The organism is Peribacillus sp. NPDC096622, from assembly GCF_044762665.1.
GTDB lineage: Bacteria > Bacillota > Bacilli > Bacillales > DSM-1321 > Peribacillus > Peribacillus frigoritolerans_B.
The window spans coordinates 214,376-235,474 of sequence record NZ_JBIWES010000004.1; the positions used below are offsets into that span (position 1 = coordinate 214,376).

16 protein-coding genes and 3 pseudogenes are annotated in these 21,099 nt (G+C 36.9%); 2 read left to right on the plus strand and 17 right to left on the minus strand.

What is annotated here, in order from left to right; genetic code table 11:
* Positions 1–4: 4 nt before the first annotated feature.
* The 4 genes and pseudogenes from ACIQYG_RS09890 to ACIQYG_RS09905 all read right to left on the minus strand — a co-directional run bounded on the left by ACIQYG_RS09890 (position 5) and on the right by ACIQYG_RS09905 (position 3,237).
* Positions 5–411: pseudogene (locus ACIQYG_RS09890) on the minus strand (hypothetical protein).
* Between the two features lie 188 nt (positions 412–599).
* Positions 600–1,172: pseudogene (cysC, locus tag ACIQYG_RS09895) on the minus strand (adenylyl-sulfate kinase).
* Between the two features lie 23 nt (positions 1,173–1,195).
* On the minus strand, positions 1,196–2,062 hold the full coding sequence (locus ACIQYG_RS09900; RefSeq protein ID WP_402837535.1) for a sulfite exporter TauE/SafE family protein: 867 nt from the start codon (positions 2,060–2,062) through the stop codon (positions 1,196–1,198).
* Positions 2,063–2,523: 461 nt separating this feature from the next.
* The gene (locus ACIQYG_RS09905) at positions 2,524–3,237 is read right to left on the minus strand and encodes a glycosyltransferase family 2 protein (RefSeq protein WP_402837537.1); all 714 of its coding nucleotides are present in this window, start codon (positions 3,235–3,237) and stop codon (positions 2,524–2,526) included.
* A gap of 277 nt (positions 3,238–3,514) precedes the next feature.
* Between ACIQYG_RS09905 and ACIQYG_RS09910 the strand changes: the two genes are divergently transcribed.
* Complete coding sequence (locus ACIQYG_RS09910) at positions 3,515–3,694, plus strand: glycosyltransferase family A protein (protein WP_402837539.1); 180 nt, start codon at positions 3,515–3,517, stop codon at positions 3,692–3,694.
* 86 nt (positions 3,695–3,780) lie between these two features.
* Here ACIQYG_RS09910 and ACIQYG_RS09915 read toward each other — a convergent pair whose 3' ends face one another.
* Positions 3,781–3,969, minus strand: a complete 189-nt coding sequence (locus ACIQYG_RS09915; RefSeq protein WP_402837541.1) for a glycosyltransferase — start codon at positions 3,967–3,969, stop codon at positions 3,781–3,783.
* Between the two features lie 161 nt (positions 3,970–4,130).
* On the opposite strand from ACIQYG_RS09915, the gene ACIQYG_RS09920 reads away from it, so the two are divergent.
* The gene (locus ACIQYG_RS09920; RefSeq protein ID WP_402837542.1) at positions 4,131–5,210 is read left to right on the plus strand and encodes a glycosyltransferase family 4 protein; all 1,080 of its coding nucleotides are present in this window, start codon (positions 4,131–4,133) and stop codon (positions 5,208–5,210) included.
* Positions 5,211–7,299: 2,089 nt separating this feature from the next.
* Here the strand turns inward: ACIQYG_RS09920 and ACIQYG_RS09925 are convergent.
* The 12 genes and pseudogenes from ACIQYG_RS09925 to ACIQYG_RS09980 form a co-directional block, all read right to left on the minus strand.
* Positions 7,300–8,202, minus strand: a complete 903-nt coding sequence (locus ACIQYG_RS09925) for an NAD-dependent epimerase/dehydratase family protein (RefSeq protein ID WP_402837544.1) — start codon at positions 8,200–8,202, stop codon at positions 7,300–7,302.
* Positions 8,202–9,026, minus strand: coding sequence for a dTDP-4-dehydrorhamnose reductase family protein (locus ACIQYG_RS09930; RefSeq protein ID WP_402837546.1), 825 nt, complete (start codon positions 9,024–9,026; stop codon positions 8,202–8,204). The genes ACIQYG_RS09925 and ACIQYG_RS09930 overlap by 1 nt, the downstream gene beginning before the upstream one ends.
* A gap of 1 nt (position 9,027) precedes the next feature.
* Entirely contained in the window at positions 9,028–10,014 is a 987-nt protein-coding gene (locus ACIQYG_RS09935; protein WP_402837548.1) for an SDR family NAD(P)-dependent oxidoreductase, read from the minus strand.
* A complete protein-coding gene (gene wecB, locus ACIQYG_RS09940) occupies positions 10,007–11,098 on the minus strand; it encodes a non-hydrolyzing UDP-N-acetylglucosamine 2-epimerase (protein WP_402837550.1) in 1,092 nt (363 codons plus the stop codon). The genes ACIQYG_RS09935 and wecB overlap by 8 nt, the downstream gene beginning before the upstream one ends.
* Positions 11,099–11,384: 286 nt before the next feature.
* The gene (locus ACIQYG_RS09945; protein ID WP_402837552.1) at positions 11,385–13,100 is read right to left on the minus strand and encodes an ABC transporter ATP-binding protein; all 1,716 of its coding nucleotides are present in this window, start codon (positions 13,098–13,100) and stop codon (positions 11,385–11,387) included.
* Between the two features lie 739 nt (positions 13,101–13,839).
* A pseudogene (locus ACIQYG_RS09950) lies at positions 13,840–14,140 on the minus strand (LLM class flavin-dependent oxidoreductase); the annotation flags it as partial.
* Positions 14,141–14,702: 562 nt separating this feature from the next.
* Positions 14,703–15,965 (minus strand): glycosyl hydrolase family 18 protein, encoded by a 1,263-nt coding sequence (locus ACIQYG_RS09955; RefSeq protein WP_402837554.1) that lies wholly within the window; start codon positions 15,963–15,965, stop codon positions 14,703–14,705.
* 207 nt (positions 15,966–16,172) lie between these two features.
* Positions 16,173–16,922: a (S)-benzoin forming benzil reductase gene (locus tag ACIQYG_RS09960; RefSeq protein ID WP_402837556.1), complete on the minus strand. Its 750-nt coding sequence runs from the start codon at positions 16,920–16,922 to the stop codon at positions 16,173–16,175.
* 497 nt (positions 16,923–17,419) lie between these two features.
* Positions 17,420–18,877 carry a cardiolipin synthase gene (gene cls, locus ACIQYG_RS09965; RefSeq protein ID WP_402837558.1) on the minus strand — a complete coding sequence of 486 codons (1,458 nt, stop codon included), beginning with the start codon at positions 18,875–18,877 and terminating at the stop codon, positions 17,420–17,422.
* Positions 18,878–19,105: 228 nt separating this feature from the next.
* Positions 19,106–19,369 (minus strand): metal-sensitive transcriptional regulator, encoded by a 264-nt coding sequence (locus ACIQYG_RS09970; RefSeq protein ID WP_034307218.1) that lies wholly within the window; start codon positions 19,367–19,369, stop codon positions 19,106–19,108.
* A gap of 165 nt (positions 19,370–19,534) precedes the next feature.
* A complete protein-coding gene (locus tag ACIQYG_RS09975; protein WP_402837560.1) occupies positions 19,535–19,978 on the minus strand; it encodes an SRPBCC family protein in 444 nt (147 codons plus the stop codon).
* Positions 19,979–20,362: 384 nt separating this feature from the next.
* Positions 20,363–20,890 (minus strand): DUF4309 domain-containing protein, encoded by a 528-nt coding sequence (locus tag ACIQYG_RS09980; RefSeq protein WP_402837904.1) that lies wholly within the window; start codon positions 20,888–20,890, stop codon positions 20,363–20,365.
* Between the last annotated feature and the right edge of the window lie 209 nt (positions 20,891–21,099).

Genomic DNA, 21,099 nt, shown 5'->3' on the forward strand with positions numbered 1-21,099 from the left:
TTTTCTAAGTTTCGTTTGGACTCAAATAAAATTCTTCAAATCGTTTATGTGAAGGCCTATTCACTTGAAAAATAGGCCCAGCAATATAGATGCCCCCTTGCTCAAATAGCTTTTTGACCCCAGAATGGTTAGAATCTATTGTTTTATAAACGAGTCTAGCTTCTTCCTGTATATCGTATTCAAACATTTCTTCTATCTGAATGCCCCCGCACAGTTCTCCTCATAACTGTCTAGAGCCACTTCATCCCCCACATTTATACTCTTCGCATCTGCCTTTGTAACAGGAAGAGTAACCGGAAGCGTCCATGGTAATCCGTTTGCCAGATGCATATATTTTTAGACGCTCTGGTAAACTTTTTCCCCCATAAATCCAATAAGTGGACTAACCCCGCCATTTGACATCATTTCCATATCCGAAATAATCCATTTTGAGATATACAAGGATGAAAGGGATTTTCACTTTTCCAAATATTCTTTTCGATCAATTCCTGTTAATTCACGATTAATCAACTTGCCTCCATGTGGTTCAATGATGATTCTTTGAACATCCATATATAACACCTCAATCATTTGTACATTCATTTGTCACTTTTTCATGCCTAAATATGGACATCCCCTAAATGCCCATTATTTTTTAAGAAGTTCATGATCTGCATCGCACATTCTTCAATAGAATATTGACTGGTTTCAATAATGATTTCAGGGTTTACCGGTTCTTCATAAGGGATCCCTGTGAATTGAGTAATTTCTCCAATTCCAGCTTTCTTATATAACCCTTTGGGATCTCTTTTCTCACAGGCTTCTAAAGGACATTTTACATATATCTCAAGAAATTCACCCTGTTTTACCTTTTTTCTGACATCTTCTCGGTCACTAAGGCGAAATAAACGTGGCTAATACTACAATCCCGCTATCGACAAAAATTTTGGCCACTTCCCCTATGCGGCGTATATTTTCCTTGCGATCTTCCATTCCGTAAATTATCACCATCCAATATATGTCGAGATCCCCTTTTCATGAAGTCTTCCCTCGACCATATTCACTATGGTTGACTTACATGAACCTGATAAACCTGTAAACCAAAGAATCAAGCTTTTATGTCCATGTAAAGCTTGCCTAAGTTCTTTTGTAATAGAAAATGAATGATGATGGATGTACTCATCTTGCCCCATATGATCTCCCCTTTATTCTTAAGTTATGGAACAGGATTTTTGTTATTTCGGATGGCATGGACTAAAGAAACTGTCCAGCCAATTAATATGAGTATATAAATAACGAGAGACCAATTATCAAGAAACGTCCAAGTGTTAATCAACGTTCGTGCATTGGTCAAAATAATAAATCCCCCTACGAGGACTCCCAATAAATAAGATGGCAATTTAGTAACGATCCAGGCAGCGGTGGGTGCGGCAATAATTCCCCCTGCCATAAGTGCAATTACCCAAAACCAATTCACTTCCTGCCAACCTAATGCAATAAGAAACCCCAGCGTTGCAGAAACAGCAACAGCAAACTCACTCGTATCCACCGTACCAACCACTTTTCTAGCAGGAACACCTTTTTGAGATAAAAGGACTGGAGTTGTAATCGGGCCCCACCCTCCCCCACCGGTGGCATCTGCAAATCCAGCTATTAACCCCAAAACGATTGATTTTTTTCTTGATATATTAATTGATTTTCTTTCATTTCTTGTTTTAGAAATATTTAAAAAACGAAAAAGTACATACACGCCAAGAATAAATAAAAAGATCGAAATATAGGGTCTCACTACATTTCCTGGTAAATTACTCAAAAAACACGCCCCTACAAATGCCCCAATTGAACCAGGAATGATTAATTTTAAAAGCGCTTGACGATCAACGTTCCCGAATTTCATATGAGATATACCAGAAGCAGCAGTAGTCACTACCTCGGACAGATGTACGGATGCAGAAGCCACTGCAGGGGCAATTCCAAATGTCAACAACAGCGATGTTGAAGTAACCCCATATGCCATACCTAATGATCCATCAATTAACTGAGCCAAAAAACCGATAAATGCAAATATGATGAGTTTTCTCATGTTCCCCTCCTATAAAAAGATTCCTTTTTTTATTAAAAGTGACCTTCTATATTCGTATAGAGATCTTGTCGCATTGTAGACAATCCAAAACACTTTGCAAACGGATGCTCGTCTTTTATTGATTTAAGTAATACCTAACAAAAACATTACTTTTTCTGAACCTAAAAGTCATATTCGAAAAAAGGAAACAACCACATATTAATAAGATGGAGATTAATTTCTATAAGATATGCAAAAACATCCTTACTTGCTATATACGTATAAGTCAAAAAATCCACTTTACCGCTTCCAGGGTATGTTCAACCATTCTGGAAATCATCAGTCTAAACAATACTTAATTTCCAATTTCCTAACCTGAAAGTAAAACGGATTTATTCTATTAAAATAGGAAAAGCCCTTGTTAAGACACAAGGACTTCAACTTTAGCAAAACAAGGCTAGTTACATATTTAGTCTGAATAATTATTTTTTTCTGAGTTTTAACATTAATTGCCTCATTTTAGCTTGGTGTCGATTAATAACGAGGAAAGTTTCTTTTTTGATACTAACTGCATGCTTATTCGAGCCCATTTGTGGATGAACCCTATAAAGTAATAAAGGTTGAGACAAAAACTGTATGTCAAATTTTTGTACGATCCTTATCCATAAATCATAATCGTGAGTATATCGGAGTGTTTCATCAAACACTCCAATTAGATCAAATATCTTCCTATTAATCATTACGGTGCAGCCATTAATAATATTTCCCCTGATCATTGTTTTAATTATTTCAAATTTATTAGGCAGGTGTATACCCAGGCTAGGAGTGATAATTTCCCCATTTTCATTTATACAATAATAAGAAGTATAACTAAATAAAGCTCGATTTTTATTCATAAAGTCTAATTGAACTTCTGTTTTCTCAGGGTAAAAGATGTCATCTGAACTAAGCCAGCAAAAATAGTCACCAGTCGCATTTTTGATGCCCATATTTAAGGCGCTTGCTGTTCCACCGTTTCCCTTTTCAATGTATTTAATTTTATCTAGATACGGTGTGATTTTTTCCGAATATTTTGTAGAGCCGTCATTCACAACAATAATTTCAATATTTTTATATGTTTGATTCATCAAACTTTCCAATGCTTCATCAATGTAGGGACAATTATAAAACGGAACAACAATGGATACTTTCTTCACATTCGCCCTCCTTCAAAGATCAAAGTTCCTAAAAACCCTTAAATAGAAGCAGATCCCTACTCGTAATATATGAGAATGGTTTAATAATAGTATAGACTTAAGGGTTTTCCGAAAAATTACCCCCTTACAAGTAAGACAATATTAACAAAGATCATACTTTTAATTTACTGCTTGATTTTCTTCTGTCTCCTTTCTGTTATATATTCCAATACTTGGATAATGTACATATGTTGATAAAGGCTTTCCACCTTTTATTGCGAGCTAAGTACTGAATTATATGTATATTAGTAGTTCCACCTATTTTGAAAAGGAAAACGGCGGTACATCCAGCGTTCTTAATTTAAGGAGCAAGAATGCTTCAGGTGAATACTTTGCCTGGCTAAACTCAGATGACCATTTTAATGAAGATAAAGTTTCCAAACAAATAACCTTTATGAGAAAACAATTCCTATATTAGCTACACAAACTATTCATTTAATTGATGCATCTAGGGCCGTATTGCACAAAGAAGCAGCCATCCACTTCCCATACATAATTGACTCCTTAAAAAAATTTACGTAAGGGATGTAATATCAATGGCTGTACTGTAATGATGATAATGGATTTATTTTCAAAGTTAGGCCTATTTGAAGGGTTTATTTTTTTAGTGAATTTAGTTGAACCATCATTAACGACAATCACTTCTATATCTGGATAGGCCTGATTTAATGCGCTTTCAATGGGCTGGTCCACAAAGAGCAATTAAAGACAGGAATAGATAAGTTATATCAGGACCACAAAAGGAATATACATAAACATCAATCATGTTTTCAAATTATGTTAAGTATATTTTTATGAAATGTGAGGAAATATCTTTGAAATGTGAAGGTAACTTAAGGGAGGTAAGATAGCAAATGAACATTCTATTTGTCTACTATTATCCAAGCGGGGGTGTAGAAACATTAGCACGTCAGAGAAGTTATGCATTAAAAAAACATGGAGTGAATTTTCATTTTTTATATTATAGAAAAGGTCCTGGACTTCAGAATATCGAAGAGACACCAACTTTTATAACGGATACCAATAAAGGAATTCAGGCGGTTATAACGAAAGGGAATTATGATGTTATTATTGTTTGCTCTGACCATTCACTTCTACCTCGAATTAGGAACATGAACTTTAAAGGCAAACTTATTTATGAGGTACAAGGTCTAGGTTCATTTGCCGATGCAAAAAAATGGCTAGAAAGAGCACAGCCATATGTCAATAAAAATGCAGACGTCATTCTTTTTCCTAGAGCCCCCCATTTAATCAATTTAATTTACACATATTATCCATCAATCAGGAAATATTCATTTCATAATTGTATTGATACTGATTTATTTACGCATAAAACAAGAGGTCCTTCGGAACCTAATCCGATTATTGGTTGGGTAGGCAGAATAGAAGAAAATAAAAACTGGAAAGGATTTTTAGAAATTGGTTATGAAATGGTTAAAATTAATTCTTCAATAAAATTATGGATGTTTATAGATGCTACGTTGACCCATCCGGATCAAGGACAACAATTCGATGATATGCTCACAAAATATCAATTAAATGATAATCTTAAAATCTTTAATAATATCCCCCATCAAAAAATGGCGGAATATTACTCCATAATAGGTGATTCAGGAGGATTTTTATGTTCTACATCAAAAGTTGAAGGATTTGGTTTTGCGATAGTCGAAGCCATGAGTTGTCGATGTCCTGTACTTACAACGGATTCAGATGGTATCAAGAGTTTTATTTTTCACAATAAAACAGGGAAAATATATCCACATGATAATTTACAACTAGCTGCAACAGAAGCTCAAAGTTTATTATTTGATAATTTAGTTAGGGAAAAAATATGCTTAAACGCACAGAAACATATTCATACACATTTTAACCCTGATACTTATGCAAATAATTTTTTAAATATGCTAAAGGACTTGGGAGTGTATAAAGCTTAAAGCCTATTTCAAAATACTCCTTTATAAACTGGTATAAAATGTCCACCCTGATTTGAAGATGGGTGGACACTATTAGGTTTTCTAAACAACATTGATAAATATGGTCCTAATATTAAAAATCCACTATTATCTTCCTTAGCTTGTCTGAACCATTCCAGAAAAATTCATACTATCTATAAGAAAATGAATTGTCCAAAAAAGTAGGTGCACCTTATACCCATAGATGATTGTAATTTCAAGCTGCATCATAAAGCCGGTCTTTATTTAGTCCAATTTAAACCACAAATAAAAAAGGTTTTAAATGTTGAATCCAGAGGTATTACAAAATACGGCAGTTCTTTTGTGGTAATTTCAAATTTGCCACATCAACGATAAATATATCGCAAGTGATTAGCTATATGTATCATATGTTTCATATCCTCCAATGAAAAATCCCCTCTCTTTCGTAAGTTATTTCCCTAATAAAACAATCCACCAAGGTGTGATCCTAGAATATTCTAAGAAAAGTGGTTAAATATTGTCATGATACATTATGCTATTAAACAATATTATTGTGTTTTAGGTGAATTCCTAGCAAAAAGAAATGAGGAAGATATTTTAAATGCCTTGGTTATACTTGCGGTTTAGCAGTTAAGAATCAAACGATCTTTATTGGGCAAAGTGAGATTAGAAAAATCTAGTGGTTTTAATAAAAACACACGAACCTATTGCTAGATTGCGGGATTTATTTTCATGATATCTTACGAATCTTTCATCTTTTATCCATATACAGTCTGAAGAAATACAGTAGACATATATTTTTCTGTTGATAAAATGGCCATTTACCAGCCCTTTTTAAGCGTTCTGGTTTGTTTAAAAGATAACCTTGTACTAAAACAGTGGAGGAATTGAGGAATCTAGATTAACAAATTTGACCTTCACTGGTTGGTTGGGTGGGTCTGACCCCACCTACCGGACGGTTTTCAATCTGTCGGGTTGACGAAATGGCCATTCATTCATCCCTTCTATACTTAACGTGTGAAACTCATTAGGTTAAATCTGGGAACGGTTCTTTTCTCTTTAATTAAGCGTAAATCTAATGAAGCAACTTTTTAATACAGGCAACGATAGACACTTTGGCAGGTTTTCCTTCTAATTTTTCTTATCCATAGAATTCTCTAAGCTTTTTGTACCTTGAACGTCTAATTCCACTTAATATGCAAAGAGTGAATGACGTAGCCTGCTAATCTCTTTTAGTAATACAATTAATTGTTGCCGTAAACTTACCCGATGAGTGAACACTTCGATCTATTCCAGCGAAGGCAAATAGTTTTCGGATGATTAAACCGATGGATTTCACCAATCTCAGAGATAATCGTGGCTACGCGTTTTCTCCTATACCGGAAATTGTTTGGATTATCTTATACTCTTCCATTTCAATCGCCAGGGCCACTAACAGATCTTCAAAATCAAATGGTGTCCCTGGTTGAAAAAACAACTCAATTTACATACGAAGATTGATTACGTGAACTTCATACCCTTTTTCGGAATGGATTTCGAGATGCGAAGTCCATTATTTTTCCACTTTTCCCCATACCCATTTGACCCGATCATCTAAAACTGAACTCTATAACACACTCTGCTAGTCTACTTTCTCCGGCTGTTAATACCGGATATGCTTTTAACAACTATAAAGAAAAACTTGATCTAAAATAGTGTGAAACTGAAGTTTAGCTTCCACATACATATTTGTTACGCTTTCCCAGAAGGTCTAAAAGCTGAATTCCTCTAATTTTATGAGGTCAAATTCCTCTTTATAATACAATGCAACTGGGTACGCATCGATCACGTCTGCTTTTACCTTTCCTAAACTGGTTTTCTTTGCCTGATTAGAAATAGTAAGATATATAGAATCCCTTTTTACTCCAGGTATTGAATAAAGGGAGAATGGTAATGCCCTGTAATTCTAAAATGACCATAGGCATCTACCTTGTCACCTCTTCGATCTCTTTTAGAATGTCTAAAAAATGATTTAATTCTTTTTTGATGTGCTTCATTGAAAAGCTCTTCCCATACGTTTTTGATTGAATATTTGTATCTGTCTTTGAATTCAGGGTTTATTTTTTTTACGATAAAAATAAAGAATATCCTCTAAGGATGACTTCAATGAAAAAGCTGGTTTCCAACCTAATTTCACGATTTCCAAAGGTAAGATTTCAACCCTGCCTTCCTCCTGATCCTTTACTTTAGACTTTATTTCAAAGTCAATAGTTGTTAAGGCTTTAAACCCGCTGATCACTTCTCCTAAAGAGTGACTATTCCCAGAAGCAATATCATAGATTTCCCCTGGTTTCCCCTGGGTTAAAATAATTTCATATGCATTTACCGCATCTCTTACATCTACAAAATCCCGTTTTGCTTGAAGATTACTCACTTCAAGTACTTTTTCAGCTTTATTTTCTTCCATATCGACTATTTTTTTTGCAAATATGGAACAAACACCATTTGATATTCCGGGACCAATCAAGTTTGAGGGCTTAGCAATTACGATATTCATGTTGTAGAGTACTCCCCATGATTGGGCAATAAGTACTTGTAGAGTTTTACTTAAACTATAAGGGTGTGTTAGGGTTGCAATATTTTGAGGGTCAAATTCCAGGGCTGAACCGACTGTAACCACTTTACAGGCTGGATTTTCTTGCCTTAGTGCCTCAATTAAATATAGGGTTGACATTGCATTTGCTTCCAGAGAAGAAACAGGATCAATCCATGATGTTCCTACATGGTTTTGCCCTGCTAAATGAAGAAGATAATCAGGTTTCACCTTCTTTATTAACTTACTTACATTTTCCTTATTTGTTAGATCACATATCTCTGTCTGAACTTTATCATTTACGAAATTCTTTCTAGTCACTGCAGTTACAGCATAACCTGCGTTAACAAAGTGATTACACGCATGCTGACCTGTGAATCCGCTTGCCCCCGTAATTAACAATTTAGGAATCTGACTCATTACTTTTCCATCCAGCTTTTTAATTCTTTAAGCATTTGTTCATAAGGGGGAATCTGATAATAAAAATCGTTCCTTGTATTTTTTATTGTTCGATCCAGTACCATTTGTGAATCAGGTAAAATCTCAACATCTGTTTTATTGAAGGTCCTCTTTATTAATTTCAATAGATTATATTTTGACACTTTATTCTCACAACCTAAATGATATAAGCCAGTTACTTTATTCTCAATCAATACTTCAATGGCTTTAGCTAATTCCAGCGTTGTTACACCATTCCAAAGCACTTTTTCATATCCTTTAATTTCTCCCTTTTGCTTCATGAACCAAAGAAATAAACCAATTCCATCTTCTTTTAGTTCCGGGCCTATTATGGAGGTTCGTATAGTCAAATGTTTTTGACTAATGATTTCTCCCAAGTGCTTTGATTGGCCATAAATTGTGGTACTATCAGGGATATCGTCCTCGGTATAATCCCCTTTTACACCTGAAAATACACAATCTGTACTGATATGAATCAATTTCCCATTATTGCGTTCGGTCAATTTAACAAGCTGATGGGGAAAAACACTATTAACCTGAAAAGCGAGTTTCGTATTATCACTTGCATGCTCATTTAAAATGCCGATACAATTAATCGTAATGTCAGGTTTAACTTTATCCATGATTTCCTCTAGACTTGTTAAATCGGTTACATCCAGATATAGGCCCTTTTTATCATTTATATCCCTTGAAGTATAAGTCACCTGATACTTCGGGTCCTGTGTGAAATACTCCTTTATTACATGGCCTGCCATCCCTTGTCCACCAAGGACTAATACCTTCATGTTAAATAAAGCCCCCATTCTTTAACATTTCCTCAATCTGGGCTTTATTCATTAGTCCTGTGCCTGAGTTATAGTCTTCTAAACTAACAGGCTGGTAATTAGCGTAATGTTCTTTAATCCCATCTATGTGAATGGCTGGAAGTATTACATAATATTCATCATCATAAGCGATTGCCGTTGTACTTTCATATTCTGATAGCAGGATCTCATGGAGTTTTTCACCAGGACGGATGCCAAGGACTTCTACACCTACATTTGTTTTATTGGATGCTTTCATCAACACTTCAGCTAAGTCTATAATTTTACAGGACGGCATTTTCATTACGAATATTTCTCCACCAATGCTTTCAAAGGTTGCTTTAAATACCAATTTAATCGCTTCTTCAATGGTTAAAAAGAATCTCGTCATGTTTAAGTCCGTTATGCCGATTTTTCCTTTTTCTTTGATTTGCTTTTTAAATACATGGATGACGCTTCCATTTGTTCCTAAAACATTTCCGCCTCGGATGCAGACGAATCTAGTTTTCGTGTTTAATGTATTAGCATGGATGATCAATCTTTCTGCCATCGCCTTTGAAAGGCCGTAAAAGTTAGATGGATTTGAAGCTTTGTCTGTAGAAATGTTCACAACTGAATGAACATTACAACTTATAGCAGCTTCTATGACATTCTGTGTTCCAATTACGTTCGTCTTTAATGCTTCAATGGGCTGATCTTCACAAACAGGCACATGCTTTAATGCAGCCAAATGAAAAATATAATCAACACCTTGGCATGCTTCCACTAGAGCTTCCTTCTCTTTTACATCCCCGATTATGAAATGTAATTTCGGATTGTTATCAAATTCCTGCTTCATTGTAAATTGATTGGACTCATTTCTTGAAAAAATACGTATTTCACTTGGTTCATACTCAAGAAGCTGCCTAACCAATTCATATCCCCATGAGCCTGTTCCACCTGTCACTAAAATGGTTTGATTCTTAATCAATTTCATGGCCTCCCAGTATTATTTTAAGTACTTTATCTGATACGTTTTTATGGTCGTAGCCTTCTGGAAAAGTCCATTCCTTTTGCTGGTTAACCATAACCTTCACACAATTGACGATTTGTTTAGCGTTAATTCCAGATAATATATTGCTGCCCGACTCAATGGTTTCTGGCCTTTCAGTTGTTTTTCGTATCGTAACGGTCGGTACATGGAACAAACAGCATTCCTCTTGAACGGTTCCACTATCGGTCAGCACACAAAAAGCGTTTTTTTCAAGCTTTACGAAATCAAAGAAACCAAATGGCTCATGAAATTCAATTAATGGATGCACTTCTAATTTGGGACTGAGTTCAATGCGGGATTTTGTCCGGGGATGTAAACTGCATATGATTCTTTTTTGATAGGTATCGGCAACTGAATTAATGCCTTTCATAATTTCCAGCAATCGGTACTCATGGTCAACATTTTCAGAACGATGGGCTGTAACGAGGAAATAATCCTCCTTATCCAGATTCAATTTTTCCAAAATTACACTTTGCTCAATCTCATTGTTGTAATGGTTCAAAACCTCGTAAATTGGGTTTCCCGATAAAAATATTCTTTTACTTGGGATACCTTCATTCAAAAGATTCTCTTTACTTTGAGGAGTATAAGGTAAATTAAAGCTTGAAACAGCATCAATAATACGACGATTTTTTTCTTCAGGCACTTCCAAGTCAAAACAACGATTTCCTGCTTCCATATGAATGACGGGGATGCCCATCCTTTCTGCTAAGATAGAGCTGAGCCCAGAGTTTGTATCACCTAACACTAATACCTTGTCAGGCTTTTCATTTAAAAAAATGGTCTCTAATTTTTTAAATATGGCTGCTAGCTGTTCACCGAGAGTTTGCTGTTGGTTCAGCAAGACATAATCGGGTTTCCTTACCTGTAACTGTTGGAAGAATATTTCACTTAAGGTTGAGGTGAAATTTTGTCCAGTGTGCACTAGAATATGTGAATCGGCATATTGATCCAGTTTCTTTATGATTAGACTTAATCTGATAATTTCAGGTCGAGTCCCTAAAATAGTCATTACTTTCACGATTTACACTCCTTAATCTTTTCTGGTTTATGGCCCCACCGTCTACCCTTATTGTATGCACAGCCAATTCTATTGTTATAGGCTAATCTATTAGATTTCGCCTCAATTTGAATGGATAACCGATTAATAAGCCGCCATTCCCGAGCAACCTGTGTTTATTAAAAGACTTTTATTCCTTATTGAAATATTAATTAGACATTATGTTATACCGAAATCAATATTGATTGAAATCCTTTCCATTCTATTAAAAAAGCTATATGTCCTTGTGAGGACATATAGCTTTTCATCATTTTTGGAATTGTAATTGATGCAGATTGGCAAAAATGCCCCCCTGCTTAAGTAAGTCATCGTGACCGCCTTCTTCAGCAATTCCTTCTTCCGTAACAACCACGATCTTGTCAGCGTTTCGAATGGTTGCCAATCGGTGTGCGATGATTAACGTAGTTCTGTTTTCAGCTAGTTCCGTAAGAGCCTGCTGAATGATTCTTTCCGTCTCCGTATCGAGTGCAGAAGTTGCCTCATCGAGAATTAATATTGGCGGATTCTTCAAAAACATCCTTGCTATTGCAATTCGTTGTTTTTGTCCTCCGGATAATTTCAAGCCGCGTTCACCTATTTGAGTTTCATAGCCTTCTGGAAGTCCTTCAATGAAAGTCTCCAAATGGGCTTTCCTTGCGGCTTCTTGAATTTGTTCATCCGATGCGTCAAGCATTCCGTATGCAATGTTCTCTTTAACTGTTCCTGTGAAAAGGAATACATCTTGCTGGACTATCCCAATTTGTGAACGCAATGACTTTTTCGTCATCTCACGAATATCAATTCCATCAATGGATATTGAACCGGACTTAACATCATAAAAACGTGGGATCAAAGAACATATGGTCGTTTTCCCAGCTCCTGAAGGCCCGACAAAAGCGATGGTTTCACCAGCTTTAACTGTTAGATCAATACCTTTTAAAACTGGCTTTTTGTCTTCATAGTTAAAAGAAACGTCTTTAAAGGAAATATCCCCTAAAAGGGTGGTCACCTCAATTGCATCCTTTTTATCCACGACATCAGGCGCGACATCCAGAAGTTCCGTAAAACGCTTAAAGCCGGCCATCCCTTTTGGATAGAGTTCCATCAACGCACTGATTTTGTCAATCGGCTTAAATAATACGTTTACATATAAGACGAATGCAACCAGTTCCCCATAAGAGAGCTGCCCATGAAAAGTTAGCCAAGCTCCAATCACCAACACGGCAAGGGTCATAAACCTCGTCATCATGTAAATGCCTGATAAGCTAAAGGACATAACCTTATATCCTAGTAGTTTCGCTTTACGGAATCTGCGATTATTAGTAGCAAATCTTTTCATTTCATATGTTTCATTAGTAAAGGATTGTACAACCCTCACTCCAGAGACGCTATCTTCCACACGGGCATTTACATCCGCAACCTCTGTATACATTTTCTTCCACGCATTATTCATCTTCAAATTACTTATGACAATCAATAACACGAGGAACGGTAAAATACAAACCGATACGAGTGCCAGTTTCACATTGATTGTCAACATAATCCAAAATGCACCTATAAAAGTCATGAAGGCAATGAATAAATCTTCGGGACCATGGTGAGCAAGTTCACCAATATCGAACAGATCATTGGTTATGCGGCTCATGATATGGCCGGTTTTCGTGTTATCAAAAAAACGAAAAGATTGTTTCTGCACATGCTCAAATAATTCCTCACGCATATCAGTCTCGATATTTATACCTAATTTGTGACCCCAATACCCTACGATGAACTGTAGGAAGGTACTAATGATATAAAGCAGGAACAAACCGGCACTTACCGAAACAATTGCAGACCAATCGTCGCCAGGCAGCAGTGTATCAATAAACCACTGAACTGCTAACGGAAATGCAAGTTCAAGAACAGCCACGACCACTGCACTGAAGAAATCAATAATGAATAACCGCTTATGTGGCAGGTAATATGAAGCAAAACGTCGAATCATCAAATTTTTCTCCTTTTTTACATATATTAAGGAGTATAAATCCCTATTCAATATTCAGCAAGCATTTCAGAACCCCCATGCTCATATTTGGTAAATTCATCATATAAAACACCCCAACCCGGCACATGCAATCTATTGAATTACAGAGTGAATCCAGTGTAAAAAAATAACCATTCTAAATATCCATGAACTTTATTTTAGAAAAAGGTTGGTATGAATGAAAAACTAGTCGTTTCGATACCTGTGGAAACCAGTTGTGTTTGTATATTTAATAATAGATGAAAGTCGTCATTTTTATAGAAAGGAATTTGGTCTCAGTTGACTGCGCGCTCTTAAAAGATCCATTTCGAAAATGGTTTAATGATGAAAGATAGGAAAAATTTTCAGATTAAAAAGATTTTCCATACCTACATCTAATTCCTGTATGCTTACTTAACTTCTTCTTTTTATCTAGTCAAAGTTCAATAGATGGAGCAGAGTTCATCTGGATGACTTCTTTCTCCAAGCACAGAGTATTCCCTGCATGAAAACTATCAACACCTTCGCTGACTTGACACCTGCCAAGTGGCATCCAATAATTAGAGATAATTGATAAGGAATAGCTTGCTTCGTAATGCCCTCTCTAATTTTCCAGTCTATAGAGTTAGTGGCTGCTTAATTAACATATTCAAGATTTCATCAGCAGAAAAAACAGGAGTTGGAAGATTGATTTCTTCCAACTCCTCTTCATACCGCCAAATCATGATTTATTCACCTTGTGTGCCGAGAAATTAGGTAAAACCTCTTCACCTAATTCATGAATCACTTCTTCAGCAGGTCTCTTACTATCGAACAATGCAAAGAAAAGATGATTTACGCCTATTTCTTTATAGATATTTAACAGATCAATTAAAGCGTTACGCCCAATCCGGAAGCCCAGCATGTATAGGAGTTGGGCCTTCGTTTGGATTTTCAGATAAGTCAAGATGCATAGGCTGAGAGAAGGGCTTGAATAAGCCGGTATGATAGTAATCTACTAATTCTCTCCACTGCTTAATAGATTCCTAATGGTCGCCATCTCTTTTGCTACACGCAAAGGGTGACGAAGAGATAACACGACAGCTGAAGTCCCTAGTGCAATCTCTTTTGCAGTTTAACTATATAAAGGGCCAAAGTTAGTAATTTTTTATTGAATATCACATGAAGCTATTTTCGTTTACTTTATGTCACTAGACTTTTTAGTAAGATGATCTTCGATTCTTTTACAAAATTCCTATTCCAGTTAACTTAGCAGAAATTCGTCTTTCTTGTTCTAGAGGTTGTTTTAGCTACGACTTATTGTATTCTAGTGGCAAACTGTTGCACTTCTTTCTTCATCCTAAAACTAAATTACTTATCTAGCGCTTCTAATGCAGAAGCAATTAGGGTCATGAAGTCATAACTTTTTTGGGTTAAGATTATTTATTATGATTTGCATACTCCCAATGCGATTCACGATAAAAAAGGAGCCTTGGTTTTTTATGTTTCAAGGCCCGTCGAACAATATTGCTTCTGTTAAAAGTTGTACAACCAAACAATGGTAATAAATATATAACTTCTGTTCACCGCCTGCACCCATTCATTCTATTTGATAATCCAAATATTATTATTTATAAACTCCCAATTCTGCGGGAATTCCAAACCAATCTGCCAATAAGTTGCACCTATCAGTTCATATGCATCAATCAGTTCATATTTTGCACTTATCGATCGTATATCTTCAAACCAAACGACATGATTCGAATTCTCTCTTCGATAGGAATAGGAAGGTGAAGCCGCTGCGGTGTCAAAAGTTATTTCAGCACCAGTTGCAATGGCAAGATTTTGGGCATTTTGAGCTGATAAAGCTTTCGTCTCGTGGCTCGGTACTATCCAATCGTATCCATACATAGGAAATGCCGACTGCAGTTTATATTCAGGGATATTCAACAAAGCATAACGAAGAACCTCTCTCATCCACCAAAGTGGGGAAATGGGTTCAGGCGGTCCAGTTGGATACCCATAGTCAATGGTCATCACGGCAACAAGGTCGGCTGCCTCTCCGATTCCCCGATAATCATGCCCGCCTACAATTCGATTATCAGGATTATCCGCTGTTTTTGCATGTACGTTCACATGCAGGATCAGTTCGTTCAACCCCTCTTTTAATTCTTTTAAAAAAAGCACATAATCGGAACGCCTGGCAGGTGGGATGAATTCGATGTCCATACTGACACCCCCATAGCCTTTCTCCCTAACGAAATTCAGCATACTATTGATTAAATTCGTTCTGTATTCTGAACTAGCAAGGACATCACCAGCCAAATCAGCATCAAAATCACCATCTTGAAAGTTTCGGATCATCAGAAGCGGGGTCACCCCTGTCTGTTCGCATTTCGCGATAAGAGGGAGATCATCCCCATCTACGTATGCATTTCCTTCCCTTGTAAACGAATAAGCCACAATGGCTAAATAGGATAATTTATCACCATTCTGCTCAAGTGTTTCAAATACTACTCCACCTGAAGTCGGGAAGGCAAAACCCAGCGTAATCAATTGATTTTTGTATGGTGACGGTATCAAAATTTCCGTACCGACTTTTAGCGAGTTTGCAGAGATTCCTGTGTTTGCCTCCATGATTGCCGCTGCACTCGTACCAAAACGACTGCCGATTTTAGTGAGGGTATCCTGACTTTTAATTAGATACCTTCGATTCACCGATTTTTCATTAGGTATATACAATGCCAAACCAGGAACCAAAGCTGTTGATTCCAATCCGTTGACTTCAATTATCCTCGATGGGGCAACTTTATTTTTCGAGGCAATTTCCCAAAGGCTGTCACCTTTTTTCACAATAATGATCGTCATTCAAAACCCTCCAAACTCCCTCCAAAAAAGTTTATGTTATTCAGGTTATGGGATAGAACGAATTATCACATTTCCTCAAGATGATATCCTGGTTTTTTAGCCGTTATTTTAAATGGAATAAAGGAGCACTAAAAAAGAGGCTGTCCAAAGGGACAACCCCACGCTATAAGCCATCAGTTGATTTTTCGATTCATATTCTCTTATACATCAAAGTAAATTCTTTATGTCGTAGAACTTCCCATTCTCCAAATCTTCCGCTTCAAGCAGCTGCAAAAGTTTATTTGCCACAAATTCGGGGCTTCTTAATAAGCCCTTCTCTTTATATTCATGAAATTTGTCTCGATCGGCAAAGTCCCGTTCATCTGCTGACCGGATTGTCCCTTGCATCTCAGTATCCATTACACCTGGTGAAAAAGATATGAGAGACGCAGGAAAAGACGTTTTATCCTGTTCCAACCCTGCAACCCGTGTGAACATCTCCAACCCCGCCTTAGTACTGCAATAGGCCGACCAGCCATGATAAGGGTTTTTTGCTGCTCCTGAAGATATGTTGACCATTACCTTCTTTCTGTTCCAGTCCTTTGTCTGTTTAATGAATTCATCAGCCAATACGATGGGTGCCATGAAGTTCACCCGCATGCTTGTTTCCAAATCTACTATACCAAGGTTTCCTACCGGCTTTATCGGTTCAATGACACCTGCATTATTAATGAAATAAATGTCACTTGTATCTTCGACAGCAGCAAGAATCTCATTGACTAAGGAAGGTAACTTTTCAGTTTCATTCAAGTCCAGCGAAATAAATGTAAGTTTCGTCCCGGACCGGTCAGCCATCCGCTGCATTTCAGGATGGGCTGTACGGGAAACTATAATGCAATGATCACTCGTCTGCAAACACCCTTTGGCGATGGCAGCACCTAAACCTTTTGAAGCTCCTGTGATTATAAACGTTTTCACGCCTTTTCCCCCTTTTCTGGATATTAACTATTGTACCAAAATGGAGTTCGGAATGGTCTCACCACAAACCGTGATTTTAATATAAGACTTGGTTATACTTTTTGGCTTTTTTACTGCTTTATGAAATCAAGCTCCGTACCTGTTTTAAAATTGCAGGAAGCCTCAATTATTGAGTTTGAGACAAAAGAAGTTCAATCTAAATTATAGCAAGTTGATTGGAGCGGGTGTGCGAGACTCCTGCGGGAAAAGCGTGCCCAAAGGAGACCCCGCAGGCGCAAAGGCGCCGAGGGCGGACCTGCGGAAAGCGAGATCCTGGAGAGGGAATCAACGATTTTTACAAACTCAAATAATAACAATTGTCTACATCTGAAAGGGAGCGGATTTCTGAAATCAAGCTCCGTACTATTTTTAAATAAAAAAACTGCAGGCAAACTCGATTACCCGGATTGTCTACAGTCTGAGCGGATCATGTAGGAATGGTCCGCTTATTTAAAAAATTATAATATCGGTGATACCAGCCTTGCGATGGACTCTTTAAAACGAATCCACTTTGAACGCTTTTCAAACTCTTCAATTGTAAGCTGCCTGCATACTTCTACATCCTTATAAAAAATCCTTGTCAGTGTTTCGGCCATTCCTTCATCATAAATGAAGGCATTGACTTCAAAGTTCAATTTAAAACTACGGACATCAATGTTAGCTGTCCCCACCGAGGTGACCTCTTCGTCCACCACGATCATCTTCGCATGAATAAAGCCGTTATCATAGATGTATATCTTAGCTCCCGCTCTCAATAACTGCCCTGCATTGAAAGTTGTTGCCCAATAAACGAAAAGATGATCAGGTTTATTCGGAATCATGATTTTTACATCTAACCCTGATAAGCTGGCAATCCTGAGTGCATCCAATAAACTTGCATCCGGTATGAAGTAAGGTGTTTGAATGAGAATCGATTTCTTTGCTGATGAAATTAATTTAATATAGCCGTTTTTAATTTGTTCCCATTCAGAATCCGGCCCACTTGTCACTATTTGCAAATCTATATTCCCTTGAGGCTCTACAATAGGGAAATAATGAGGCTGATATGTTATATCATGATGCTTTGATGCCTGATTCCAATCCAGGATAAACCGTGTTTGAATGGCTTTGACAGCCGAACCCTTTATTCGCAGGTGTGTATCACGCCAATAACCGAATTTTGGATTAAGCCCTAAATATTCATCACCAACATTAAAGCCTCCAACATACCCCACTTTTCCATCTATGATGACGAGCTTTCGATGGTTACGGAAATTCAGCCGTAAATTTATAAATTTTAATTTGGATGGAAAGAATGCCTCCACTCGCCCTCCAGCCTGCCTAAATTCCCTGAAGAAACGTTTCGTCATCCCTCTAGAACCCAGCTCGTCATAAAGCACCCGAACTTTGACGCCTTCATTCGCTTTTTTAGTCAAAGCTTCAATGAATCGTTTACCCAGGCCGTCCCTTTGAATGATGTAATATTGTATATGTATATGATTTTCGGCCGCTTCAATATCTTTAAAAAGCTGGTCAAACTTATTTTTCCCTTCCGTAAAAATATCGACTTGATTATCTTCAGTAAGCACGGCATCATTATTCCGGAGATGCATATAAATCAAGTCACGATAATTACTCGAAGAAGCATTTCGAAAAGGAAAACGATTCGTTGAAAGCTCTTCCATCTGTTTATCAATTATTTCTTCGATCCCGATCTTCTTCTTATCCTCCCATTGGAATAAGTGTGCGTGCCTTAAACTTGTTCCAAAAAGCAGATATAAAATAAAACCGACTACAGGCAAAAAATATAAAACCAATAACCAAGCCCAGGTCGTGCTCGCTTCCCTTCTTTCAAAAAATATGACAATCGTGGCAAATAAAATATTTAGAATGATGACGAGGCCGAGCAAAACCGATGTAACATGCGTAAATTCCATAGCATACCCTCACTAAATTTTTATCCCTTTAAGGATACCATGCAAATTCTTTATATCAAAGGATTTGCTTATCAGAAATGAAAACAGAGAATTCACAAAAATGGACCTCTTCTTATAGAGGCCCATTTAAAAAAATCCATCCACCCCGGACACTAAAATTTCCCGGATTGTCCAGGTTGTCTAATAATCATTGTCTTAAAAATTCCTATATAACAATAATATAACTGCTTACCGGCTTTTCACTAATAAATTCACAGCTTCTTTCACTAGCTCTTCGGGATTCTTTTCTCCGGATTCATTAGCCTCCCGGACGCATTCTACAAGATTGGAACTTACTATTACCCCAATTGTCCTATCGATTGCAGATCTGGTTGCAGATAACTGCGTTACTACATCCCTGCAATCTTTATTATCCTCCATCATTTTCAATATCCCACGAAGCTGTCCTTCAATTCGCTTCACTCTATTTTTAACCTGCTTATCATATTCCATGTGAGGCCTCCTACCCTACCTATTACTTATGAATCCTATCCAGACATCCATCATAAAACCCATTTAGTGAAATGAAGGCTTGATAAAAATCTTACAATTTATAATACATACCACTTAGGTATAATTGTCAAGTGCCAATATCCAATAAAACTCCAATATGTATTCCTATTTTTGTACAAGGAGACTTTGTGCAACTGCCTCAGAAAACTCGATCGTCATTTGAGGAACGTAGGTTTTTAACAAAGCATTGACGATAGGGGCTTTGGCTCCTTTTGCCGTAATCGCCAGGCAGCCAGTCATTTTAGTCTGTCCATTTCCGCATTGTTCTGCTAAAAAATAGCCATGCCCATCAAATTTTTCATTTAATCCCTTAAGCTTAAATGTTACCTTATCGGGTTCAATCCATTCCAATATATTCACTTCAAGTTTAATTTTCTTCTTCATTAATCCCAAATCGCTTTTAAACTCCCAAATAAGTGTCCACTCATTAATCATCTCATGATTGATATATCCTGGAACTAGAGGTGCCCAACGATCTATGACGCTGACAAACCCCCATACCGTTTTTTTGGAAACAGGTAATATGATACTATGCACACCTTCTGACACAGCAGTTCCCCCTTAATCATTCTATTTACATCTTTTTAATGTATGGCTGAATAATATTGAATAGAACGGAACGATTAGATTCTTGAAACAAAATTCTCCCGTTGAATAGCATAGAATCAGCCCTCTGCAATAAAGGGACGATCCTTTTTTATTACTGGGCCTCAGAATTTAGACAAACTCGATACAAATTTAGAATGCCTACATTTTTATTGAGGGAGTGTAAAATATGAGCGTTGCTTAAAATTCAGATTGAACCCCTTGGGTCTACAAACTCAGACCCAGCTTAATTGCTGGGTCTTTTTTTATGAAAAGATTATTCTCCCATATCTTTTTCAGCTTCTTCATTTTCTACAATTAAAGTAGGTTCAGGATCAGAATAACTTATTAATCTTGTGCAAATTCAACCGTATACATATTCAATCTTGGATTTGGGTCAATCCAGGCGCTTTCAAACACGAAGACCACTTTATAATTTACGTAATCGGTATAAGTGACATAGTAATTCCCTTCTTGTTCCACTTCACTTACCGGTTCACCAATCAATTCCTTCAACATGGATAAATGAATGGTTTGCAATTGGGGATCAAAATCATCAATGGCGGTAATCGTTTTTCTCCCTGTTGAACCGTCATAGAGGAATCGGACATTCCGGCTCCAATAATTGGCTGCAACGGTACTTAAATCTTCCGGTGCACCCCAGGCTTTTTCCACTTTCTTCAACGAATCACCTACAGAAAATGGTCCACTGCTAATGGATTGTTGGGATTCGTAGGCTAAACCCATGATTTGCCGAATCAAAAGGTCTGGCGTGGATTGCGATGATATTGAATCTGTTGAAGCACAAGCAGCCTGCCCACTAAACATGAGAAATGCGAGCATTAGAAATGTAACGCTTCGGATAAAACGATTCACTTGTTTCAAAATATCCTCCCTTTCCATATGGAAATGACTGATTACATTATCTTAACAATCTTAAAAAAGATGAAAAATTGCGCATGTCATTCCATTTGGTTTTTACCATTACTATTCATATTCATTGGAACTTTGGACACATAACATTCGTTCAGAAAAAAATTTAGATCTAAAAATGATACCAAAAAGGTCTCAGTCAGTTAACTTGA